The sequence below is a fragment of the Virgibacillus subterraneus genome (genome assembly GCF_900110695.1).
Taxonomy (GTDB): Bacteria; Bacillota; Bacilli; order Bacillales; family Amphibacillaceae; genus Lentibacillus; species Lentibacillus subterraneus.
In genome coordinates, this window is the sequence record NZ_FOEH01000004.1 from 394,893 (window position 1) to 414,847 (window position 19,955).

Below are 19,955 nucleotides of genomic sequence, written 5' to 3' on the forward strand. Positions count from 1 at the left end.
GAAATGTATATAATGGCCACTTTCGATCATTCAGTCTATTTGGAGTTAGCGCTTGCTTATTTGGAAAAAGAGGATATCCCTAAGGCGAATATTCTGGCAGTCCCCCTCGACAGCAGAAAGGAAAAAATGAAATTGTTTGATACCCTTCATAAATCGGACGGATTAAGCTTATTTGATATGGCAACCGCCTTTGCAACTGCTTTTGCTGTAATTGGGGCGAGCGTTGGATTCCATTTGGAATTGGGGCCGATTATATGGGGGATTTTTGGAGCAGTAGGAGGTTTTGTTTTAGGATTTGTAATTAAACTTATTATCCAGAAGCTGAAACAAAATCACCGAATAAAAATGAATAACAAATCAACTGAACTTATTCTAATCATTCATTGTAATAAAAATCAAGTGGAAATAATTGAAAAATTACTTTGGGAACACTTAGCTTTTGGTGTCGCTGTCCTGGATAACAACTATCAAAGTCAATAACGAAAACAAAGGGATGTGGCAAAATGATATTTTTACTTGTGTCTGTGGCCGTCTTTAACCTGGCAGCTATATTAGTACCAAAAAATATTTCATTGATAGAAATTTATGGCACAATTTTAATTTCTATTGTCCTTCATCTTCTCATAGATATTTTCCTTGATCTTAAATATAATTTGTATGGCTATTTTGATAAGGGGGTCGATTCTAAGACCTTGATTTTCACCTTTGGTATTTACCCTGCAGTAAATATAATAATTGTAAATTTATACCCTTTAGTCCATGGAATCCTCTCTAAAACATTATATATTCTTATTGCAACAATATTTGCGTTATCATATGAAGTTGCACTTTTGTTTGTAAATATTTTTTATCACAATGAATGGCGACTTTGGTATTCTGCCATAATATATCCCTTCCTATTAATTCTGCTGTTTCTAAACAGGAAATTTCTTAAACATCTAGCGAATTAGCATATTCGAATAATTTATCAATGAGCGGGGAAATTAATCATAATGACTATATAGGAGGGAACATTGTTGGAGAATACAAACGTTTTAACACCTGGGGAAAACTCCTATCTCGGTAATACAATGGCTGTGGGGGTGACAAGATACTTTATTGGTACAGCAAAGGACCCAGAAGTAGTCGAGTGGCTCGAAAATGCCCTTGACCTTGATTCCTTTCAAGTACGTGGAGCGAAGAGTTTATTAGATCAGTCCGGTCATCCTTTGCCTCAAGGCTTTTCAAGTGAAGATTTAATTTATAAGGCACCAGCACTATATAATGACAACGTTATTCTATTTGTGAAATATATTTTGTCAGAAGATGCTGGTCCGGTTTATACGATTGCATTGTCAGAGGCAACACGCTCAGATGTACGCAATTACTACCTAACTGTTATAAATAAGTTAGTAAACTTAATAAATCAGCTTGTCATGCTAATGGAGAAAAAAGGGCTATTCGAGCCAAAAATTCACCTGCCTGTCCCTGGAAGTATCGAAAAAGTACAAAAACAATCCTTTGCAGGAAATTACAGAGAAACACATGGACATTTTTCAATCACTAATGACTGCAGACGAACTGCCAAACCTTCCTACGTGGGAAAGTGAAATCACAGATAGTACAGTTTCTCCTTTTTCAGAACGTTTAATGCTATATAAAATTTCGATTTTTATATCATCAACTGTATCTCGGTATGGTGCAACGCTAAGTTTGATTATGAGAAAAGATATCGGTGTTGAATTTTCACGTCTATTAGCAGAGGTATCGTTGTATGGCGAAGACACACTTAATTTGATGATAGAATTTGGTTTCTTGGATCAAATACCAATGGCTAAAAGCAAATAATATTTATATTGAGAACAGGTAAACAATATGGGGATATGCCTAAATTACTATTACAAATTATATTAACATTTGTTAATTTTGTATCTGCAATTGTAATTGGTAACATTGCCAAAAGTCTTGCTACAAGTCAAAATCCAAGTATACCGAACAGCATTTTCGGCATTGGTTTGATGGACTTTATATATCCTTTTTGGTTTATTGATATTAAATCGAAAAGCGCAAGCAAAGTAACTACCGGAAATCCCGTATAGTTATTAAAGATGGTAAAATTATGGAAAATTCACTTCGTAAAACCAGATTAGATATTGAAGCACTTAAAGCATTGCTAAGACAAAAGAATGTGTTTTCTATGTCTGATGTTTCCTATGCCATTTTTGAAACAAGCGGAATACTATCGGTAATGAAAAAAGAGATAAAACTGCCAGCAACAAAGGGTGATATGAATGTTTTAAGCATGACACCAAACCCCTATCCTATAGCAACAGAAATTATTTCTGACGGTGTTGTTAATACTAAAAACTTGGCTAAATTGAACCTTGATAGAAATTGGCTGGAAGAACAAATAAATAATGCTGACGTAAATTACCTCTCGCAAATCTTTTATGCAGAAGTTCAGTCAGATGGCACCCTTTATATCGATAAAAAAGACGATATTATCTAACAAATAATAAAACTAATGTATGTAATCGGCCCTAGTCATTGGGCCTAAAGTAAAATATTCCATTGTATTATAGTTAATTGGCAATGCATAGTACTGTTCTGCCATATTCCCTTCCATTTGCATTTGTAAGAGCTTCATTAACTACTACCCTGTACTTCCTATTAAAAATTGGGAAGGAAACTGTAATGTCCATTGTTTGAAATGAAATTTATTTTTCATTATCTTCTTCACTTTTAATCGTATATTCATTCGTCTCCTCAGAAAACTCGGTTTGTAATTGATTTAACGGTCGTGAATCCTCACGTTCATCTCCATCAGTAAAACGATTTTGTATAAATCCGTGTATAAAAGGTTCGCAACAGGTGATGAAGAAGGCTACCATTATAGAAAGAGTTACAATGGGAATTCCTTCTGCTAGAAACAAACTTCCCAGGATCCATAATGACAGAAATGCTAGCGGAAAATCTGCAATGGATGCCGTAACATTGCCGAATTTTCTTAGGATAAATAAATCTCCTATTAAATATGATATCCCTGTTACCAGTAAGCTTATCCAAAACAGATTATACAGGGTGGCATCATAGAATATCCCGAATATCGAGAAAACTGTAATAGAAATAGCGACAAATTTAAGTCCTAACGCTTTAAAATGATCCATAGAATAAAAACCACCTTTCCTAATTTGTATTTATTAGTGTTTGTCAATTCATCTAAAATATCACGATTATCATGAAAAGCTTTATATTTATATTGCCCAAAAAATAGGATTAATTTAAGTGAAATGGATAAAATAAGGTTTGCGGTGAAATTATACTTCGGCAACAAGAAGTAACTTTTTACCTTAAGTCTAAAAATAGGAGGTTAGTTATGGATAACGGAGACAAAAGTCGCAATAAGCGCAACAACAATAACAACCGGAACCAGAATGCTGACAATGTTGAGTTTGCTAATGAGAATGAGTTTGTTGAGGATTTAGATAACAACAACAATAATAACAACAGAAATAACAGAAACAACCGCAACAATCGAAACTAAATTAATGGTATTAAAAACCTGTATCACTCTAGATACAGGTTTTCCTATGTTCATCCTCTTGAAGATTCCAATCAATCTGCACCGAAGAAGCTTTTGAATGACTGAATTGTAGCTTCCCTGTTGACTGCGCCAATTGAAGTGGTTATCGGAATACCCTTAGGACATACTTGAACACAATTTTGGGAGTTTCCGCAGCCTTGTAGTCCGCCATCCTCGATAAAACCTTCAATACGCTCATCTTTATCCATTTCTCCGGTAGGATGAGCATTTTTCAGTCGAACTTGAGGAAAAACAAATGGTCCCATAAATTCACTCTTATCGTTTACATTCGGGCACGCCTCTAAACAGACACCACACGTAAAACATTTTGAAAGCTCATAGGCCATTACACGCTTTTTTTCATTCATCCGTGGACCAGGACCGATATCATATGTACCATCAATGGGTATCCATGCTTTTACTCTTTTAAGCGAATCAAACATATCTTCTCTATCGATGATCAAATCTCTAACAACCGGAAATGTACTCATCGGTTTTAAGTGTATTGGATGTTCTATTTTATCGACCAAGGTAGAACAAGCCTGACGAGGAACATCATTTATAAGCATTGAACATATACCACAAACTTCTTCCAAGCAACTCATTTCCCACTGTACTGGAATCGTGTTTTCCCCATCTTTATTAACTGGGTTTTGCCGAATATACATTAAGACCGAAATTATATTCATATTAGGGCTATATGGCACCATAAACTCTTCATCATACGGCTTTGAATTCGGACCTTCTTGTCGCTCAATAATTACATGAATGTTTTCCATATCGAAGCTCCTTTAAAGTTAAATCAACAATTCTAGTCTCTACATATTGTAATCAAAAAACTTTATTTTAAACTAATTCTTTAATTTTTAAATTCAAAATAGATAAACCAAGATTGTCAATTGGAGCTTTTCATTAAAAATCTATAGGCTACTTATTGGAGTTTTTCTATAAAATTTTTCAATACATGAACGGTTTGTACGCAATTGTTTAAATCAGACCACTCTGCAGGGTTGTGGCTTATACCATCTTTACTTTGTACAAACAGCATTGCGACGGGAAGTTTGTCGCCAATAATCATTGCGTCATGTCCTGCGCCACTTGGTAATTTATATGGCTCAATTCCTTGTTCATGGAATGATTGTTCAAGAATGTTCTGTGTTTGTTCCTCGATTGGAACTGGTTCTACACGCAACTTCTCTTCATGCTCGACAGTAATTTGATGTTTTTGGGATATTTTCTTTGATACAGCCAATACTTCATCTACCAACTGATCCCTTGTTTCCAGAAAAATATCCCGGACATCAACATATAAAATAACTTTTCCAGGAATTACATTCACGACATTTGGCTCAACTAATTGCTTTCCAACCGTTGCTACTGCTGAATCACTTATTTGGCCTGGCAGCTTATTTACTTCAAATATAAAATCACTTGCTGCTACCAATGCATCTTTTCGGTCGTTCATAGGTGTATTCCCAGCATGTCCTGCTTCTCCTGTAAACGTTAATTCCAGCCAGCACGGACCTGCAATACCAGTGACAATTCCACATGGTAACTCCCTGTTTTCAAGCCTCTTCCCCTGCTCGATATGTACTTCGACAAACATTTCAATCTCATCTAAATTTCGATTAGCCGTAGAATAACCTTCAATTGTTAATCCAACATTGTTAAGCACTTCTTCAAAGCTTAATCCATCTTGATCAACGAGCTCTAATTTTTTCTGTAGATCAGCACTTCCGATTAATGCTTCACTACCATTTAGTCCTCCATTAAAACGTGATCCTTCTTCATCCGAAAAAATAACTACTTCAAACGGTTTTTCAGGCTTAAAACCAGTTTTATTCCAAGCTTCAACCACTTGCAACGCCGATAATACTCCAAGCGGTCCATCAAAATGCCCACCATTCGGTACGCTATCAAGATGTGAACCACATAAAATTGCAGGGAGTCCATTATTTTTTCCATCAAGTCGTCCAAATATATTCCCTGCCCCATCCTCTCGTACATCCAGACCTGCTTCCTGCATCCAGCTTGAAACCAATTTTTTAGCCTGTTTCTCTTCTTTTGAAAAACCAGGACGATCTGATCCATTATCGTCCGTTAGACCAATCTGTGACAGTTCATTTAATCGATAGGCTAATCGCTCCCCTAGAACACCGTCATAATTATGTTCAACGTTATATTGTTTCAGCAGCTTTTCATTTAACGATAAATAGTTATTCGTATCCATTGTATCAGCTCCTTTAAAAAGTGTTAGAAAACTTAGCATTCATTAAAGGGATTCTTATGAAAACGTATTTTGCTTTGGAGTGCAAGCCTTTGTTGCATTATGCAGTAAGAAAGTAATAATACTTTCTTACCTGCAAAAATAAGCATGGATTAGTATCCAGCTCATTATGCAAAAGTAATTATTTAAACCTGTATACTTTTCTCTACTTTACCATCTTTTCAAGACAACCTGCACTTTATCATTATCAGCAAGTGAATAGATATCCTCTAACGGATTTCCTTTGACGACAATTATGTCAGCAAGTTTTCCCTCCTCTAATGTTCAAACCTTGTCTCCAGCGTAGTAAAGCTTTAAAACAAAAATAATGCTAGGCATCCGTTGATGCCTGGCATTTTTCAAAAAAACTATTACATTTTATACCATGAAGTGACATGCGCTCCCTCTCACGTTTACTAATTCACCTTCTTCGCCCCCTCCCAGTACATTTCCCTTAAGCGGTATTTCTGCAATTTCTCTGTTGCTGTTTTCGATAATGCTTCCACGAATTCAACCACTTTGGGTGCTTTAAAATGAGCCATATTAGACCTGCAATAGTTTATAATTTCCTTATCAGTCACATTCGAATTTGAATACAGCACTACAATTGCTTTAGGGACCTCCCCCCATGTTTCATCAGGTATTGAGATAACAGCAGTCTCCATAACAGCCGAATTTTTATATATACACCTTCTACCTCAGTGGAAGAATTATTTTCTCCACCGGAAAATAATCAAATACTTAGCGCGATCTCACGATTAACATCTTCGCATCACTAAGATTAATAATATATTCCAAGTCATCACCGGAAAATATCTATTCTTAATAACCTTTGTGTTCATTGACTTTAAAGCTGTAATCATGCTATCTTTTGATGGTATAATCAATAAATGAAAGAATTTAAAGGAGAATTATTCCGATGTAAATCAAAAATCCCCGATTACAACTATAATAATTACAATTGGACAATTTTAAATGAAAGGGATTTTGTTATGAGTTTATATGATGAAGTTAACAAACGAAAAACGTTTGCTATTATATCTCACCCCGATGCCGGGAAAACAACTTTAACGGAAAGGTTACTTTTGTTTGGAAATTTAATTCGCTCAGCGGGAACTGTCAAAGCAAAAAAATCTGGTAAATTTGCAACCTCAGACTGGATGGAAATAGAAAAACAACGTGGCATTTCGGTAACATCAAGTGTAATGAATTTTCCCTATGGTGGCTATCAGGTTAATATTTTAGACACCCCTGGACACGAAGATTTTAGTGAGGATACGTACCGGACGCTTACTGCAGTAGACAGTGTAGTTATGATAATTGATGCAACAAAAGGGATTGAAGCACAAACAAAAAAATTATTTAAAGTATGTCGTATGCGTGGAATTCCGATTTTTACCTTTATCAATAAGCTGGATCGTGAAGGAAGAGAACCATTTGATCTATTAGAAGAAATTGAGGAAGTATTAGATATTGAGACCTACCCAATGAACTGGCCTGTAGGAATGGGCAAGCGTTTTCTAGGAGTTTTTGACCGCCATAAAAATCAATTTGTCCAATATAACGGTAACGAGGAAGAAATCTATATACCATATGAGGATTTGGATAAACCTGAACATCAGGAACTAGTGTCTAATTCCACATTTAAAGCAACAGAAGATGAGCTTGAATTATTGGATGAAGCAGGAGATAATTTTTCATTAGAGACTGTTTTATCTGGAAAACAAACACCTGTATTCTTTGGAAGTGCCCTGGCACCATTTGGTGTGGAAACTTTTTTCGATACATTCATATCCATGGCGCCCGCACCGAAACCAAGGAAATCTACAGAAGGAGTCATCCAGCCTGATAACCCGAATTTCTCAGGATTTGTCTTTAAGATACAAGCAAATATGAATCCCGCCCACCGTGACAGGATAGCATTTTTACGAGTATGCTCAGGTAAATTTGAACGCGGAATGAGTGTTAATTTGGCAAGAACCAATAAGCCGATTAAACTGGCGCAGTCGCAGCAATTTGTTGCATCCTCAAGAGGTACAATTGAAGAAGCATATGCTGGTGACATTATAGGGATATACGATCCGAATGCCTACCGAATTGGTGACACGTTAATTGAAGGAAAAAAGCACTTTGAATATGATGAGCTGCCTCAATTCCCTCCAGAATTGTTTAAAAAAGTAACAGCTAAAAACGTAATGAAAGCAAAGCAATTTAAAAAAGGTCTTGAACAGCTTGTGCAAGAAGGCGCTATTCAATTATTTAAGAGACATCGTACTGAATCCTATATTCTAGGGGCAGTAGGTGAATTGCAATATGATGTCTTCAAATATAGAATGCAAAATGAATATAATGTGGAAGTAGAGTTAGAGTCAATTGGAGAGCGTATTCCCAGGTGGCTAAAGGTTGATCAAGTTGACGAATCACTTTTTGATGAACGAAACATCCTAGTTAGAGATCGAGAAGATAATTATATTGTTTTATTCAGAAATGAATTTGCTCTACGCTGGTTCAAGGATAAACACCCTAAAATGGAATTAATTGATTTATTCGAAGTAAATCAATATGATCAAACTAATTAAAGAATCAGCCGTTACCATGAGCTTAGCTAGCTTTGGTAACGGCTGATTATATAGATAAAACAAAAACCACCTAATTATATGATTTACTCTTTAAGATATGGATTGATTTTATTAATAAGATCTTGGAGTTCTATTGATTGATTGTAATACATTTGTTTAGCATTCTGGTCGTTAGTCTGAATTGCAAATCCCTCCAAATCAGCCTGCATTTTTCTCAATTGTGCAGAAAGAAGAGGCTTCTGTTTAACTTGTGTCACCTTTTCTTCTTCATTATATAAATCAACATAAACATTACCTTTTGAATCAATTTGGGCTAAGAACACGTTTTTAAAATTTTTAGCACCTTGTTTCAGAACTTCACCAAGAAGCCACTCTTTCGAATAACCAAGATAATTCAGCCGCTTATCTAATAATATTCCATCGACAATAATCAATGATGGAGTGTGCTCTGCTTCGACTGGCATACCTATATCTTTTGGTGTTAAGGGATTATATTCTGCTTTTTTCATCACAGTTATAACGCCACTTGTCTCCAGGGTTGCCATTTCAACGTCTGCTAATTTAAAGACACTCTTCTCTCGCAAACCCTGCATTAAGTCATCAAATGTTATCTTCTCTTTGAACAAATTCTTTTCTAGCACATTTCCATTTCTTATTAATATAGTTGGCCTTCCCTCTACAAGTTTTCTAAATTTTAGTGATTTTAAGGCACCAAAAACGACTAGAGTAGTTAAAAGCGAAAATAAGAGCAATCCTATTATCGCATCCATCGGTTGCATATTTACGTCAATTGCTAAAGCTGCAGGCATATTACCAATTGAAATTCCTGTTATGTAATCAAAAAATGTCAGTTGAGCAATTTGTTTACTTCCAAGTAGTCTTGCTAGTAATAATATAAAGAAGAAGGCAAATATAGTTCGAACAATTACTATTGTATATTCAGACATGTAAATCCTCCACAATTAAGAACTATTGTTCATATCTTTTATTATTATGGTTAAGTTAATTAAAAAGATACGAGGAGTACAAGATATGAAAATACCAATATTAGTTATACTTTTCCTTTGCTTTACAATATTATTCGGATGTTCAACAGAAAAAATACAAGGTCTGCCAATTTCACAAAAAGCAATCGAAATTAGAAAATTGGTGAATCAGTCCCAATGGAAAAAAGCCGAGCAAGAGGTAGCTCTTATCCAAGAATTATACAAAAGTAATAAATGGAGATACCAGATATTAGGTGATAAAATAGAGTATCACAACCTAAATATACATATCAAAAAGTTAAAAGTTGCTTTGGAAGAAAAAGATAAAACGGAGGCTAAGCTAAATATAGTTATGATAGAAAACTACATAGAATCACTGTACTTCAGATAATGAATAACATCCTTAAAGCAGTTATAAGCTAGTTCCTCTCATCTCCCCAAATAAAGACGTTAGGTAATGTACATCATTTAGGTTACAATAATTGTAGTGCTCGTACGTCAAAGGAAGTGAATTACACATGAATAATGACTACAACAAAGCCTTGTTATTTAAGCAGGTAAATTACTCAGTTGACGGTCTTCATATACTGAAAAACATTACAGGATCGATACCCAAGGGTAAAATAACAACACTAGTAGGTCCCTCAGGGTCAGGGAAAACTACTTTATTCAAACTGTGCAATGGATTGCAATCACCTGATTCAGGCGATATTTACATAAATGACAAACCTATCAATAGCTATGATCCGGTGAAATTGCGTAGGAACGTTGGCATTGCTCTGCAAAACGCTGCAATGATTAGTGGAAGCGTAATGAAAAACCTTTCCCTTCCCTTAGATTTGCAAGAAGAAAAATTATCTGAAGAACGTGCAAAGGAATTACTTCATCTCGTCGGAATGAATAAAGATTCATTGCAGCGAAATACCAAGGATTTATCAGGGGGACAACGTCAGAAAATATCAATTGCCCGAACTCTCGTAAACAAGCCGAAGATTTTACTGCTTGATGAAATTACGTCTTCGCTGGATAGTGTATCAAGACAGGATATTGAAGAACTTATTACTAAGATTAATCATACGTATGATACGACGATTTTCTGGATAACACACAATCTCCAGCAGGCTATGACAATCGGAGACTACACTTGGGCCATGATGGACGGAGAAATAATCGAAACTGGGGAAAGTAACTTTCTAAAAGATCCAAAGGAAGAAAGAATGAAGGACTTTGTTAGGGGTGAAGTGGAATGAGCTATCTTACGTTATCCATTGCGCTTCTTTTCGTAATTATTCCATTGATTTTATCCAAAACACTAAATCTAGGTTTGGAAAAGGATACTGCCATTGCCGTAGTTCGCTCCATCATCCAACTGCTCGCTGTTGGGTACGTCCTTCAATTCGTATTCGATACCGAAAATATCATCTACATTTTACTGATGATACTTCTTATGATTGGAGCCGCCACACAAAATGCCAGGAAAAAGGGAGTGTCTATACCTGGAATCACATGGAAGTTAATAGTAACCTTTGTGTTTATTGAAGTCCTGACACAGAGTATTTTACTTGGCCTGAATATCACTCCTCCTACACCACAATACGTTATCCCAATCAGTGGAATGGTAATTGGAAACTCAATGGTGCTGTCAATTTTATTTCTTAATCGCTTTACATCAGAAATCGAAACACATCAAGATGAAACGGAACTCATCCTATCGCTTGGTGGAACTCCCAAACAGGCGATTCACACCCAACTAATTACATCCATTCAAGCGAGTACAATCCCTACAATTGAAAGCCAAAAAACAATTGGGCTTGTACAGCTTCCAGGAATGATGAGTGGGCAAATAATTGCAGGAGCTGACCCGGTACAAGCAGTATTATTTCAATTACTCATATTATTCCTCCTTCTGACTACCGCTGTTATCACAAGCATCATGCTTGGTTATTTATCATATCCAACCCTATTTAACCAGCGCATGCAACTATTGAAGGAAAACATTCAAAAAGAGTGAGTTTTACTTATTATGACTGGTAAAACTCTTTCATTTTTTAACTCCTTTAATACCCAACCAGGTATTTTTTAATGTGTGACATATATCACTGCAGATAATTATCTTGTGTATTATTATTAAGATATTAAATACCCTGCTAGGTATTATACAAGGAGGAAAGTATTATGAATAAAAAAATTATAATAGTTGGTGGAGTTGCAGGTGGTTCAACAGCTGCAGCACGTCTTAGAAGATTAGATGAAAATGCGAACATTATCATGTTTGAAAAAGGTGAATATATTTCCTTTGCAAATTGCGGATTACCTTACTATATTGGCGAAACGATTAAAGATCGTGAAAAACTACTTGTTCAAACTGTCGATAGTATGTCTGCCAGATACAATCTTGATATTCGTACATTTAGTGAGGTCACACAAATTGATCGCACGAACAAATCAATAAAGGTGAGCAACTTACAAACGAATGAAACGTATGTAGAAACTTATGATGAATTGATTTTGTCACCAGGTGCGCGTCCAATCTTACCACCTATACCGGGTATTGACGAAGCAAGAGCCCTATTTACATTACGTAATATTCCAGATACAGATAAAATTAAGGCCTATATTGATGAGCAAAAACCTAAACAAGCTGTTGTTATCGGTGGTGGTTTTATTGGTTTAGAAATGGCCGAAAATCTACATGATCGTGGTATTGAAGTGACTTTAGTTGAAATGTCTAACCAAGTAATGGCGCCAATTGACTATGAAATGGCTGCAATTATTCATCATCATCTTGTAGAAAAAGGGGTAAACCTTATCTTAAATGATGGTGTTAATTCCTTTAAGAATAATGGTAAAAAAGTGATTACAAACAATGGAAGAGAAATTGAAACTGACATGATACTACTGTCAATCGGAGTTCGTCCGGAAAATGAACTAGCAGTCAATGCAGGCTTAAACGTTGGTGACCGTGGCGGAATCCAGGTAAACGAGTCGTTACAAACCAATGATCCTAATATATATGCAATTGGTGATGCTGTCGAAGTAAAGGATTACACAAACAAACAACCGACAATGATCCCATTAGCATGGCCAGCCAACCGGCAAGGTCGAATTGTGGCAGATAATATTTACGGTGAAAAAGTAAGATATAACGGTACACTCGGTACTTCAATTGCCAAAGTTTTCGATTATACTGTCGCTGCAACAGGTAATAATGAGAAAACGTTAAATCGCTTAGATATCCCATATCAGGTTGTTCATATACATCCTGTTTCACATGCCGGATACTATCCTGGGGCTTCACCAATTGCATTAAAACTTGTTTTCGACCAGGAAACAGGCAAAATTTATGGTGCTCAAGCTGTTGGAACAGATGGTGTCGATAAGCGTATCGATGTGATTGCCACAGCCATAAAAGGTGGCTTAACAGTTCTAGATTTACCAGATTTGGAATTAGCATACGCACCCCCTTATTCTTCGGCAAAAGACCCGGTCAATATGGCTGGTTATGTTGCTGGAAATATCGTAGAAGGTTTTATTGAAACAGTTCAGTGGAATGAAATCGATGAAATTGTAGCAAATGGTGGTGTATTAATCGATGTGCGTAATCAAGTCGAGTTGGAAAATGGATTTATCACAGGTGCCAAGAATATTCCACTTGATGATTTACGGAATCAGCTTGATAATCTACCAAAAGATGAAACAATCCATGTTAATTGTCAAGTAGGCTTACGCGGATATATAGCGACCAGAATATTGCAGGAAAATGGTTATAATGTTAAAAACCTAGATGGTGGTTGGAAAACCTACTCATCTGCACTAGGCCACCTTGACAAAGTAAAATCATCTGTATAGATATATATTAGAAAACTTTGTATTTGTTAGGGGTTCTTATGAAGGTGTATTTTGCTTCCATAAGAACTTATACTTTGGAATATAAGCCATAATGGCCATTTATGGCAGTAATTTATACTTTTTTAACTGCTTAAAAAGCTGGTTCCCGTATATGGAAACCAGCTTTATTTTATATTATGCTACTACATCATAGCCTTGATCTTCAATTGCTTCGTGCATGTCTTCTACTTTAACAAGTGCATCATCATAAGTTACATCGACTTTCCCAGAACCTAAATCTACTTCTACACTTGTTACTCCATTCAGTTCTTCAAGTGCACCTTTAACTGAGGATTTACAGTGGCCACATGTCATACCTTTGACATCCAATGTAATTTGCATACTAATTCCCCCCTTTCCCAAATGCTTTTTAATTATATCTTAACTCGCTTCAACCGAAGTGAGTTAGAAACAACACTGACTGAACTTAAAGCCATAGCACCGCCAGCAATCCACGGTGCCAATAATCCAATAGCAGCTATTGGGATACCAGCGCTATTATAAGCAAATGCCCAGAATAGATTTTGACGAATATTTTTGATTGTAGCTTTACTGATTTTAATTGCCTTTGGTATCAGCAGCAACTCGCCGCCAAGGATTGTTACGTCCGCTGCTTCAATTGCTACTTCTGTACCAGTACCAATGGCAATGCCAATATCAGCAGTTGCCAATGCAGGCGCATCGTTAACTCCATCACCAACCATGGCTACCTTTTTACCAAGCAACTGGACTTCTTTAACTTTATCCGCTTTTTCCTCAGGTAAAACTTGAGCAATAACCTGATCAATACCCACCTGTTTTGCAATTGCCTGCGCAGTTCTTTCATTGTCCCCTGTAAGCATTATTACTTCCAAGCCTTGCTCTTTCAATTGACTAATTGCTTCAACAGCTGTTTCCTTAATTGTATCTGCTACCGCGACAATTCCACGATATTCACCATTTACCGCTATTAGCATAGCCGTTTTTCCATCTGTCTCATACTTAATCATTTCTTCTTCAGATTGAGCAATTTCTACACCATTTTCAGTCAATAATTTTCTGCTTCCTACAAGTATTTGATTGTCGGAAATTTCAGCACTGATACCTTGGCCGGGTACTGCTGTAAAACTAGTTGCATCAATTAATGCAATACTTTTTTCCGTAGCATATGCAACAATTGCCTCTGCTAAGGGATGTTCTGAACCTTTTTCAGCACTGGCCAATAGTTTGAGTGTTTCTTCATCACCAGTAAAATCTGTCACTTCCGGTTTACCTTTTGTAACCGTTCCTGTTTTATCCAGAATAATAGTATCCAACTGATGTGTGCGCTCCAAATGTTCGCCGCCTTTAAACAAAATACCAGATTCCGCAGATTTACCAGTTCCAACCATTATGGACGTTGGTGTGGCTAAACCTAATGCACAAGGACATGCAATAACAAGCACTGCGATAGCCGCTACTAATGCTGGTTCAAATGCACCTGGTGTTACAAAAGAAATCCAGATAATAAATGTCAAAATAGCGATACCAACAACAATTGGAACAAAGTAGCCTGAAATAACATCCGCCAGCCGCTGAATAGGCGCTTTTGTACCTTGAGCATCTTCTACCGCCTTAACAATCGACGCAAGGGCTGTGTCTTTACCAACCTTAGTTGCTTCCATTTCGACCCTACCATTTTTATTCATCGTTGAGCCGATCACATTTGACTGTTCATCTTTTTCAATTGGAATAGATTCCCCTGTAATCATTGATTCATCAACAGATGTCTTACCTTTTACAACGATTCCATCGACAGGGAATTTTTCACCTGGTTTTATAATCAAGTGATCACCAACAGCCACTTCTTCAACCGCAATCATCACTTCTTCACCATTACGAATCACACGTGCCTGTTTCGCTTGCAGGTCGAGCAATTTTGATAATGCAACCGTCGTTTTACTTTTCGCATTTGTTTCAAGAAATTTCCCAAACAAAATTAACGTAATTAATATTGCACTTGTTTCAAAATAAAGGTGCGGCATATATCCGGGATTACCAATTGTTTTAAAGGCTTCGTATAGACTATAGAAATACGCGGCACTTGTTCCCAAAGCAACCAGCACATCCATATTTGCTCCACCATTGCGCAGATTTTTATAAGCACCAACATAAAATTGCCAGCCAATCACGAATTGGACAGGTGTTGCTAATGCAAATTGGAACCACGGATTAAGCAGAATAGCTGGTACGTTCATTCCAGATAAATGAACAAGCATTGTTATTAAAAGTGGTGCTGAAAGTAAAGCAGAGACAATCAGTTTAGTCTTCATTTGATTTAACTGCTGTTCCTTCTGTGTCTTTTTATCATCTTGATTTGCTTTTATTTTAGCATCATAGCCAAGTTTCTGAATCCTGCCAATGATATCAGCTTCTTCCATCAACCCTGGATTATATTCAACAGCAGCACTTTCAGTAGCTAAATTTACACTGGCAAGCTTAACACCAGTTTGTTTATTCTGCACTTTTTCTATTCTGCTAGAACAAGCTGCACAAGTCATGCCATAAACATCAAATTCAGCTTTTTCAGTTTGAACACCATAGCCTAACTTTTCGATTTTAGCCGTTATATCATCATAGGTTGTTGTAGATGGATTATAGTCAACGGTCGCCTTTTCGGTTGTTAAATTAACCTTTGCTTCCACACCATCCATTTTGTTTAGTACTTTTTCTATTCTATTGGAACAGGCTGCACAAGTCATGCCTGTCACGCCAAGTTGTGAATGTTGTTGTTCTTCTGAATCGCTCATATGATCGATCCCCCTTTATTTGGAAAACTGTTTCAAAACCTCAAGAAGCTCATCAATTGCTTCATTACCATTACCGGATTGTACTGCATCGCTGACACAATGCTTCGTATGGCGCTCAGCTATAGAGAAGCCTACTTTTTTTAAAGCAGCATTAATTGCACTTATTTGAACTAATATATCTATACAATAACGATCTTCTTCAACCATTTTCTGAATTCCTCGTACTTGGCCTTCAATTCGTTTCAGCCGGTTAGCGACAGCCTGTTTCTCATCTTCTGTTCGAGGCGTAACCGGATGATCATGCATGTATTCTCCCATTTGCTTCACTTCCTTTCAATCTTTAATTTCAATATACCCCCCATATGTATTTTTGTCAACTGATAACTTTTTATTAAGGTGAATATGAATACAAAAGAGTTCTACAAATGTATAATATACTTAAATTCAACTTTATACCCTCGTATGGTATTGCATATTAATAGTTGTCCGTGAATATAATACTATTGGACAACTTACGATTGGAGTTGAAGAGATGGCGATTGGATTATTTTTCATTATAGGAACATGTATTATTCAAGTACTGGCAATAATCATGTACATTACTTACTATAGAAAATGGGTAACTCAAATGTATGGAATGATGTTTTCCATGGCAGTTGCTATGATGGTAGGTATATTAATGGGAACGATTTTAGGGGTATACAACCAAGGAGATCTATTTGCCTCAACCATTTTGTCTATCTTAGTCGGTTTATTTGTGGGATTCATTGCTGGAATGCCTGTGGGGTTGCCTGCTGTCATCGATGGCATGATATCCGGATTAATGGGGGGCATGATGGGGGCAATGCTTGGGGATATGTTGGCTATGGCTAGACCCGAAACTATTATTAAAATCATGGCACTTATCGTGACAATGGTCTTGTTACTAGTTTTGTATACAGCCGAAGACCTAATACGCAGAAAATCTGATCAACTAGTATATTCTTTTTTCAAATATCCCTTCGTTCTTCTATTTATCATTGCTGTTCTTTTTCTCGGATTAACCAAATTCGAAGTAAAATAAATTGTTAAAATAGTGAACAAAGAACTATCCTATCCGTCAATATACTATTTTAGTATGCTCACGTTAGGGGTAGTTCACCTCTCCAGGACTATTCCTACATTTCTTCTTTAATTCCTTTTCTTACAAGAATCCAATTAGCAGGATAACTGGTCAGGAATCCTAAAATCATTGCAATTTGCATCATGAACCAATAGGATGCCTCATTTGGTTTTGGCGGTTGAGCAAATAGCACAAAATGGACGATTGCCATCCACCCGAACATCCCAATTTCAAATGCTATTAAAGACAGGGTATCAGCCTTAATAGCAGCTTTAATTGATCCAACTATACCCTGTTCCTTATTCATGGGATATATGGCATAAAACTGGAACACAATCCCAAAGATATACGCCAATATAAATTCAACAACATAATGAGCATACAAGGTCGACCCAATAACAGCCATTCCTGTTAATGCTACGATTGGTACACCTGCTGCGTCTCCAACAGTGCACCCGGCCGAACAATGGCTAGTGGATACAAATACCCTTGCAGGTCTTCCGCGACGGTCTTCATCCTTAATCTTCTTTGCTTTTAATCTGCCCCACTTAAAATATGTCCATAACGCAAATGGGCCAAAGAACCACCCATTTATTGGCCAAACCACATTCATTATTTTCATCATCTGCGGATATCTAATCACATCAATAACAATGATCAATGAACTAATTAACCCCATTGTTAACGCAATCCATGAAATAATTGTTAAGAGCATTTTACCACCTTATCTTGTTAAAACATTTTGTTTGATTAATACCCGGTTGAATACAAGATAAACGTTTCAAGTGAGTTAATGAAACAACAAAGGGACTATCAAAATTGATAGTCCCTTTGTTACTTTATAGTTATAATTTTTAAGTTAAACTCATTTACTGTCTGGGCTTAAACTCCTCCCTAAGCAATTGTTCTGCCTGAGGAAAGGAAAGACCCATTTTCCAGCCACCCATTCCATATAGATTATAGTCTTTCACAAGGCGGTATTTTGCTAAAATTGACCTCGCATCCTCAAACCACACTTCATGCTGATCGCCATTTTTATCTTTATATCTAAACCACGGCTGATGAGTTTCCTTGTTATAATGAATGACTGAGCCATGATCAAGAGCTAATTTAATTGCATGTTCCTGGGCATATGCACTCCCCTTTTGCTCTTTGTTATCAATATTCCAGTCATATGCATACATAGGAATCCCGAGAATGACTTTGGAACGCGGGACTGCAGAAATTGCATATTCGATGGTTTCCCTAACCTTTCCCAGGGGAGCAATAGCACCAGCAGGACCTCCAGACCAATGCCAATCATATGTCATAAGAAACATTGAATCCACAGTTTTTCCAAGTGTTTTATAGTCGTAACCTGAATAATAATCCGGATAACGGTCCCCTTGCATTGGTGGTAATGATACTGAAACTTCCATCCCAACTGGATGAAGTCTTTTTGCAAGTTCCTTTATAAATAGATTAAAGTTTCGACGATCATTGTTTTTAATTCCTTCAAAGTCAATAATGACTCCTTTATAATCATTCTCATGCAGAACAGAATAAATATTGTTAATTAGCTTTCTTCGAGTATCTGTATTGCCAATTACCTGATGAGCTAATTCGTCGTCAAATCCGTTAGAGCTTAAATTAGTTATTGTTGCAAATGGAATTAAATTCCTCTTCCATGCTGTTTTTACAGTGCCCTCACCAGGCATTTCACTGAGATTTGCTTGTGAATCGGGATGGTATTCAAAAAAACCGATAGTAGATATAAGTTTTTTATATTGCTTTAATAATGATTTATTTGCCTTCTCGCCTTCAGGCACCATAAAAGCACCAGTAAAAATTTCCTTTTTTGGGCTAGAAGGAATAGTTAATTTTTGGTTAGGGAACAGAATGTTTTTCTCCAGACCATTTGTGGACTTTATCTTTTCAATTGAACTTGAATGACGTTGTGCGATTTCCCAAATACTTTCACCTGGTTGTACAATATATTGATTACCTGGAATTAATAGCGTTAATCCAGGATTAATTACATCTTTATATGGTAAACCATTGAGGTTTACTAACTTTTCTACTGATGTTTCATATGCATTTGATATTCCCCACAAGCTTTCCCCTTTTTTTACAACATGAATAATACTTGCAGAGGTTACTTGGGGAAATAGTAAAATACATATAATAATAGTAATAACAATTTTAGTTTTAAACATCATTGTGCTCCTAACATGTTTATACCAATATTATCTCTATAGGTTCCTAAAACATGTACAGAATTTGTAGTTATTACTTATAAAATTTTAGTTGCACTTATGTAGTTAAGAAAGTAATTATACTTTCTTAACTACCAAAAAAGCCAGGATATGAATTATCATATCCTGACTTATATCATTTGCCTGGCGGCGTCCTACTCTTGCAGGGGCAAAGCCCCAACTACCATCGGCGCTGGAGAGCTTAACTGCTGTGTTCGGCATGGGAACAGGTGTGTCCTCTCCGCTAATGCTACCAGACTTATTCTGTATTTAAACAGAACATCCTTAATCTTAGGTTTATACCCTAAAAACTAAATAAGAGCTTCACATCAACGTTTTCAACTTGTCATTATTAGTTAAGTCCTCGATCTATTAGTATCCGTCAGCTACACGTGTCACCACGCTTCCACCTCGGACCTATCAACCTCATCGTCTCTGAGGGATCTTACTCACTCGAAGTGATGGGAAGTCTCATCTTGAGGGGGGCTTCATGCTTAGATGCTTTCAGCACTTATCCTTGCCACACGTAGCTACCCAGCTATGCCCCTGGCGGAACAACTGGTACACCAG

The 19,955-nt window shown here is 36.6% G+C and carries 23 protein-coding genes and 2 rRNA genes; 13 read left to right on the forward strand and 12 right to left on the reverse strand.

The genetic code is table 11. The annotated features are described in order from the left end of the window. The first annotated feature begins 3 nt into the window (after window positions 1-3). The 6 genes from BMY13_RS13770 (at window position 4) to BMY13_RS19780 (ending at window position 2,488) form a co-directional block, all read left to right on the forward strand. Entirely contained in the window at window positions 4-480 is a 477-nt protein-coding gene (locus BMY13_RS13770) for a hypothetical protein (RefSeq protein WP_092505245.1), read from the forward strand. 23 nt (window positions 481-503) lie between these two features. After that, window positions 504-950 carry a CBO0543 family protein gene (locus BMY13_RS19955; protein WP_092493199.1) on the forward strand — a complete coding sequence of 149 codons (447 nt, stop codon included), beginning with the start codon at window positions 504-506 and terminating at the stop codon, window positions 948-950. 66 nt (window positions 951-1,016) lie between these two features. Then, the gene (locus BMY13_RS13780; RefSeq protein WP_092505247.1) at window positions 1,017-1,589 is read left to right on the forward strand and encodes a DUF3231 family protein; all 573 of its coding nucleotides are present in this window, start codon (window positions 1,017-1,019) and stop codon (window positions 1,587-1,589) included. Continuing rightward, window positions 1,546-1,827: a DUF3231 family protein gene (locus tag BMY13_RS13785; RefSeq protein WP_245736112.1), complete on the forward strand. Its 282-nt coding sequence runs from the start codon at window positions 1,546-1,548 to the stop codon at window positions 1,825-1,827. The genes BMY13_RS13780 and BMY13_RS13785 overlap by 44 nt, the downstream gene beginning before the upstream one ends. Window positions 1,828-1,862: 35 nt before the next feature. Then, window positions 1,863-2,078 carry a hypothetical protein gene (locus BMY13_RS19775; RefSeq protein WP_245736108.1) on the forward strand — a complete coding sequence of 72 codons (216 nt, stop codon included), beginning with the start codon at window positions 1,863-1,865 and terminating at the stop codon, window positions 2,076-2,078. Window positions 2,079-2,098: 20 nt separating this feature from the next. After that, a complete protein-coding gene (locus BMY13_RS19780; protein ID WP_245736109.1) occupies window positions 2,099-2,488 on the forward strand; it encodes a YetF domain-containing protein in 390 nt (129 codons plus the stop codon). A 208-nt stretch (window positions 2,489-2,696) separates the two neighbouring features. Here BMY13_RS19780 and BMY13_RS13795 read toward each other — a convergent pair whose 3' ends face one another. Continuing rightward, window positions 2,697-3,146 carry a YndM family protein gene (locus tag BMY13_RS13795; RefSeq protein WP_092493204.1) on the reverse strand — a complete coding sequence of 150 codons (450 nt, stop codon included), beginning with the start codon at window positions 3,144-3,146 and terminating at the stop codon, window positions 2,697-2,699. 209 nt (window positions 3,147-3,355) lie between these two features. Between BMY13_RS13795 and BMY13_RS19540 the strand changes: the two genes are divergently transcribed. Then, on the forward strand, window positions 3,356-3,523 hold the full coding sequence (locus BMY13_RS19540; protein ID WP_175476809.1) for a hypothetical protein: 168 nt from the start codon (window positions 3,356-3,358) through the stop codon (window positions 3,521-3,523). A 71-nt stretch (window positions 3,524-3,594) separates the two neighbouring features. Here BMY13_RS19540 and sdhB read toward each other — a convergent pair whose 3' ends face one another. The 3 genes from sdhB to BMY13_RS13810 all read right to left on the reverse strand — a co-directional run bounded on the left by sdhB (window position 3,595) and on the right by BMY13_RS13810 (window position 6,493). Next, complete coding sequence (gene sdhB / locus BMY13_RS13800; RefSeq protein ID WP_092493205.1) at window positions 3,595-4,341, reverse strand: succinate dehydrogenase iron-sulfur subunit; 747 nt, start codon at window positions 4,339-4,341, stop codon at window positions 3,595-3,597. A 152-nt stretch (window positions 4,342-4,493) separates the two neighbouring features. Further along, a complete protein-coding gene (locus tag BMY13_RS13805; RefSeq protein ID WP_092505251.1) occupies window positions 4,494-5,792 on the reverse strand; it encodes a Zn-dependent hydrolase in 1,299 nt (432 codons plus the stop codon). Between the two features lie 452 nt (window positions 5,793-6,244). Further along, on the reverse strand, window positions 6,245-6,493 hold the full coding sequence (locus BMY13_RS13810) for an AMP-binding enzyme (RefSeq protein ID WP_139184824.1): 249 nt from the start codon (window positions 6,491-6,493) through the stop codon (window positions 6,245-6,247). A gap of 327 nt (window positions 6,494-6,820) precedes the next feature. On the opposite strand from BMY13_RS13810, the gene BMY13_RS13815 reads away from it, so the two are divergent. After that, window positions 6,821-8,407, forward strand: coding sequence for a peptide chain release factor 3 (locus tag BMY13_RS13815; protein ID WP_092505253.1), 1,587 nt, complete (start codon window positions 6,821-6,823; stop codon window positions 8,405-8,407). Window positions 8,408-8,490: 83 nt separating this feature from the next. Here BMY13_RS13815 and BMY13_RS13820 read toward each other — a convergent pair whose 3' ends face one another. Then, complete coding sequence (locus BMY13_RS13820) at window positions 8,491-9,354, reverse strand: DUF421 domain-containing protein (protein WP_092505255.1); 864 nt, start codon at window positions 9,352-9,354, stop codon at window positions 8,491-8,493. A gap of 85 nt (window positions 9,355-9,439) precedes the next feature. On the opposite strand from BMY13_RS13820, the gene BMY13_RS13825 reads away from it, so the two are divergent. From BMY13_RS13825 to cdr, 4 genes are all read left to right on the forward strand, one after another. Next, complete coding sequence (locus BMY13_RS13825) at window positions 9,440-9,784, forward strand: DUF4363 family protein (RefSeq protein ID WP_092493209.1); 345 nt, start codon at window positions 9,440-9,442, stop codon at window positions 9,782-9,784. A 127-nt stretch (window positions 9,785-9,911) separates the two neighbouring features. Beyond that, window positions 9,912-10,643: an ABC transporter ATP-binding protein gene (locus BMY13_RS13830; RefSeq protein ID WP_092505257.1), complete on the forward strand. Its 732-nt coding sequence runs from the start codon at window positions 9,912-9,914 to the stop codon at window positions 10,641-10,643. Then, window positions 10,640-11,404 carry an ABC transporter permease gene (locus tag BMY13_RS13835; RefSeq protein WP_092493211.1) on the forward strand — a complete coding sequence of 255 codons (765 nt, stop codon included), beginning with the start codon at window positions 10,640-10,642 and terminating at the stop codon, window positions 11,402-11,404. The genes BMY13_RS13830 and BMY13_RS13835 overlap by 4 nt, the downstream gene beginning before the upstream one ends. A gap of 164 nt (window positions 11,405-11,568) precedes the next feature. Next, entirely contained in the window at window positions 11,569-13,242 is a 1,674-nt protein-coding gene (cdr, locus tag BMY13_RS13840) for a CoA-disulfide reductase (RefSeq protein WP_092505259.1), read from the forward strand. Window positions 13,243-13,416: 174 nt separating this feature from the next. Here the strand turns inward: cdr and copZ are convergent, their stop codons facing one another. From copZ to BMY13_RS13855, 3 genes are read right to left on the reverse strand one after another with little or no spacing between them, the layout of a single operon-like run. Then, on the reverse strand, window positions 13,417-13,623 hold the full coding sequence (gene copZ, locus BMY13_RS13845) for a copper chaperone CopZ (RefSeq protein ID WP_092505261.1): 207 nt from the start codon (window positions 13,621-13,623) through the stop codon (window positions 13,417-13,419). 32 nt (window positions 13,624-13,655) lie between these two features. After that, window positions 13,656-16,049, reverse strand: coding sequence for a heavy metal translocating P-type ATPase (locus tag BMY13_RS13850; protein ID WP_092505263.1), 2,394 nt, complete (start codon window positions 16,047-16,049; stop codon window positions 13,656-13,658). A 15-nt stretch (window positions 16,050-16,064) separates the two neighbouring features. Beyond that, window positions 16,065-16,367, reverse strand: coding sequence for a metal-sensing transcriptional repressor (locus BMY13_RS13855; protein WP_092493215.1), 303 nt, complete (start codon window positions 16,365-16,367; stop codon window positions 16,065-16,067). A 214-nt stretch (window positions 16,368-16,581) separates the two neighbouring features. Here BMY13_RS13855 and BMY13_RS13860 point away from each other — a divergent pair, with 214 nt between their 5' ends. Beyond that, a complete protein-coding gene (locus BMY13_RS13860) occupies window positions 16,582-17,112 on the forward strand; it encodes a hypothetical protein (protein ID WP_092505265.1) in 531 nt (176 codons plus the stop codon). Between the two features lie 94 nt (window positions 17,113-17,206). On the opposite strand, the gene BMY13_RS13865 is transcribed toward BMY13_RS13860, so the two are convergent. From BMY13_RS13865 to BMY13_RS13880, 4 genes are all read right to left on the reverse strand, one after another. After that, window positions 17,207-17,866 carry a DUF4396 domain-containing protein gene (locus BMY13_RS13865; protein WP_092493217.1) on the reverse strand — a complete coding sequence of 220 codons (660 nt, stop codon included), beginning with the start codon at window positions 17,864-17,866 and terminating at the stop codon, window positions 17,207-17,209. A 154-nt stretch (window positions 17,867-18,020) separates the two neighbouring features. Further along, window positions 18,021-19,346 carry a glycoside hydrolase family 18 protein gene (locus BMY13_RS13870; protein WP_245736110.1) on the reverse strand — a complete coding sequence of 442 codons (1,326 nt, stop codon included), beginning with the start codon at window positions 19,344-19,346 and terminating at the stop codon, window positions 18,021-18,023. Between the two features lie 181 nt (window positions 19,347-19,527). Then, window positions 19,528-19,643 (reverse strand): 5S ribosomal RNA (gene rrf, locus BMY13_RS13875). Window positions 19,644-19,737: 94 nt separating this feature from the next. Next, window positions 19,738-19,955, reverse strand: a 23S ribosomal RNA gene (locus BMY13_RS13880); the annotation flags it as partial.

Bases quoted from the DNA above. Each gene is read 5' to 3' on its own strand.
- BMY13_RS13830 (WP_092505257.1), top strand. From the start codon at position 9,912: ATGAATAATGACTACAACAAAGCCTTGTTATTTAAGCAGGTAAATTAC.
- BMY13_RS13870 (WP_245736110.1), bottom strand. From the start codon at position 19,346: ATGTTTAAAACTAAAATTGTTATTACTATTATTATATGTATTTTACTA.
- BMY13_RS13850 (WP_092505263.1), bottom strand. From the start codon at position 16,049: ATGAGCGATTCAGAAGAACAACAACATTCACAACTTGGCGTGACAGGC.
- cdr (WP_092505259.1), top strand. From the start codon at position 11,569: ATGAATAAAAAAATTATAATAGTTGGTGGAGTTGCAGGTGGTTCAACA.
- BMY13_RS13795 (WP_092493204.1), bottom strand. From the start codon at position 3,146: ATGGATCATTTTAAAGCGTTAGGACTTAAATTTGTCGCTATTTCTATT.
- BMY13_RS13865 (WP_092493217.1), bottom strand. From the start codon at position 17,866: ATGCTCTTAACAATTATTTCATGGATTGCGTTAACAATGGGGTTAATT.
- BMY13_RS13785 (WP_245736112.1), top strand. From the start codon at position 1,546: ATGACTGCAGACGAACTGCCAAACCTTCCTACGTGGGAAAGTGAAATC.
- BMY13_RS13820 (WP_092505255.1), bottom strand. From the start codon at position 9,354: ATGTCTGAATATACAATAGTAATTGTTCGAACTATATTTGCCTTCTTC.
- BMY13_RS13815 (WP_092505253.1), top strand. From the start codon at position 6,821: ATGAGTTTATATGATGAAGTTAACAAACGAAAAACGTTTGCTATTATA.
- BMY13_RS19775 (WP_245736108.1), top strand. From the start codon at position 1,863: ATGCCTAAATTACTATTACAAATTATATTAACATTTGTTAATTTTGTA.
- copZ (WP_092505261.1), bottom strand. From the start codon at position 13,623: ATGCAAATTACATTGGATGTCAAAGGTATGACATGTGGCCACTGTAAA.
- BMY13_RS13770 (WP_092505245.1), top strand. From the start codon at position 4: ATGTATATAATGGCCACTTTCGATCATTCAGTCTATTTGGAGTTAGCG.
- BMY13_RS13810 (WP_139184824.1), bottom strand. From the start codon at position 6,493: ATGGAGACTGCTGTTATCTCAATACCTGATGAAACATGGGGGGAGGTC.
- sdhB (WP_092493205.1), bottom strand. From the start codon at position 4,341: ATGGAAAACATTCATGTAATTATTGAGCGACAAGAAGGTCCGAATTCA.
- BMY13_RS19955 (WP_092493199.1), top strand. From the start codon at position 504: ATGATATTTTTACTTGTGTCTGTGGCCGTCTTTAACCTGGCAGCTATA.
- BMY13_RS13855 (WP_092493215.1), bottom strand. From the start codon at position 16,367: ATGGGAGAATACATGCATGATCATCCGGTTACGCCTCGAACAGAAGAT.
- BMY13_RS19540 (WP_175476809.1), top strand. From the start codon at position 3,356: ATGGATAACGGAGACAAAAGTCGCAATAAGCGCAACAACAATAACAAC.
- BMY13_RS13860 (WP_092505265.1), top strand. From the start codon at position 16,582: ATGGCGATTGGATTATTTTTCATTATAGGAACATGTATTATTCAAGTA.
- BMY13_RS13835 (WP_092493211.1), top strand. From the start codon at position 10,640: ATGAGCTATCTTACGTTATCCATTGCGCTTCTTTTCGTAATTATTCCA.
- BMY13_RS13805 (WP_092505251.1), bottom strand. From the start codon at position 5,792: ATGGATACGAATAACTATTTATCGTTAAATGAAAAGCTGCTGAAACAA.
- BMY13_RS13825 (WP_092493209.1), top strand. From the start codon at position 9,440: ATGAAAATACCAATATTAGTTATACTTTTCCTTTGCTTTACAATATTA.
- BMY13_RS19780 (WP_245736109.1), top strand. From the start codon at position 2,099: ATGGAAAATTCACTTCGTAAAACCAGATTAGATATTGAAGCACTTAAA.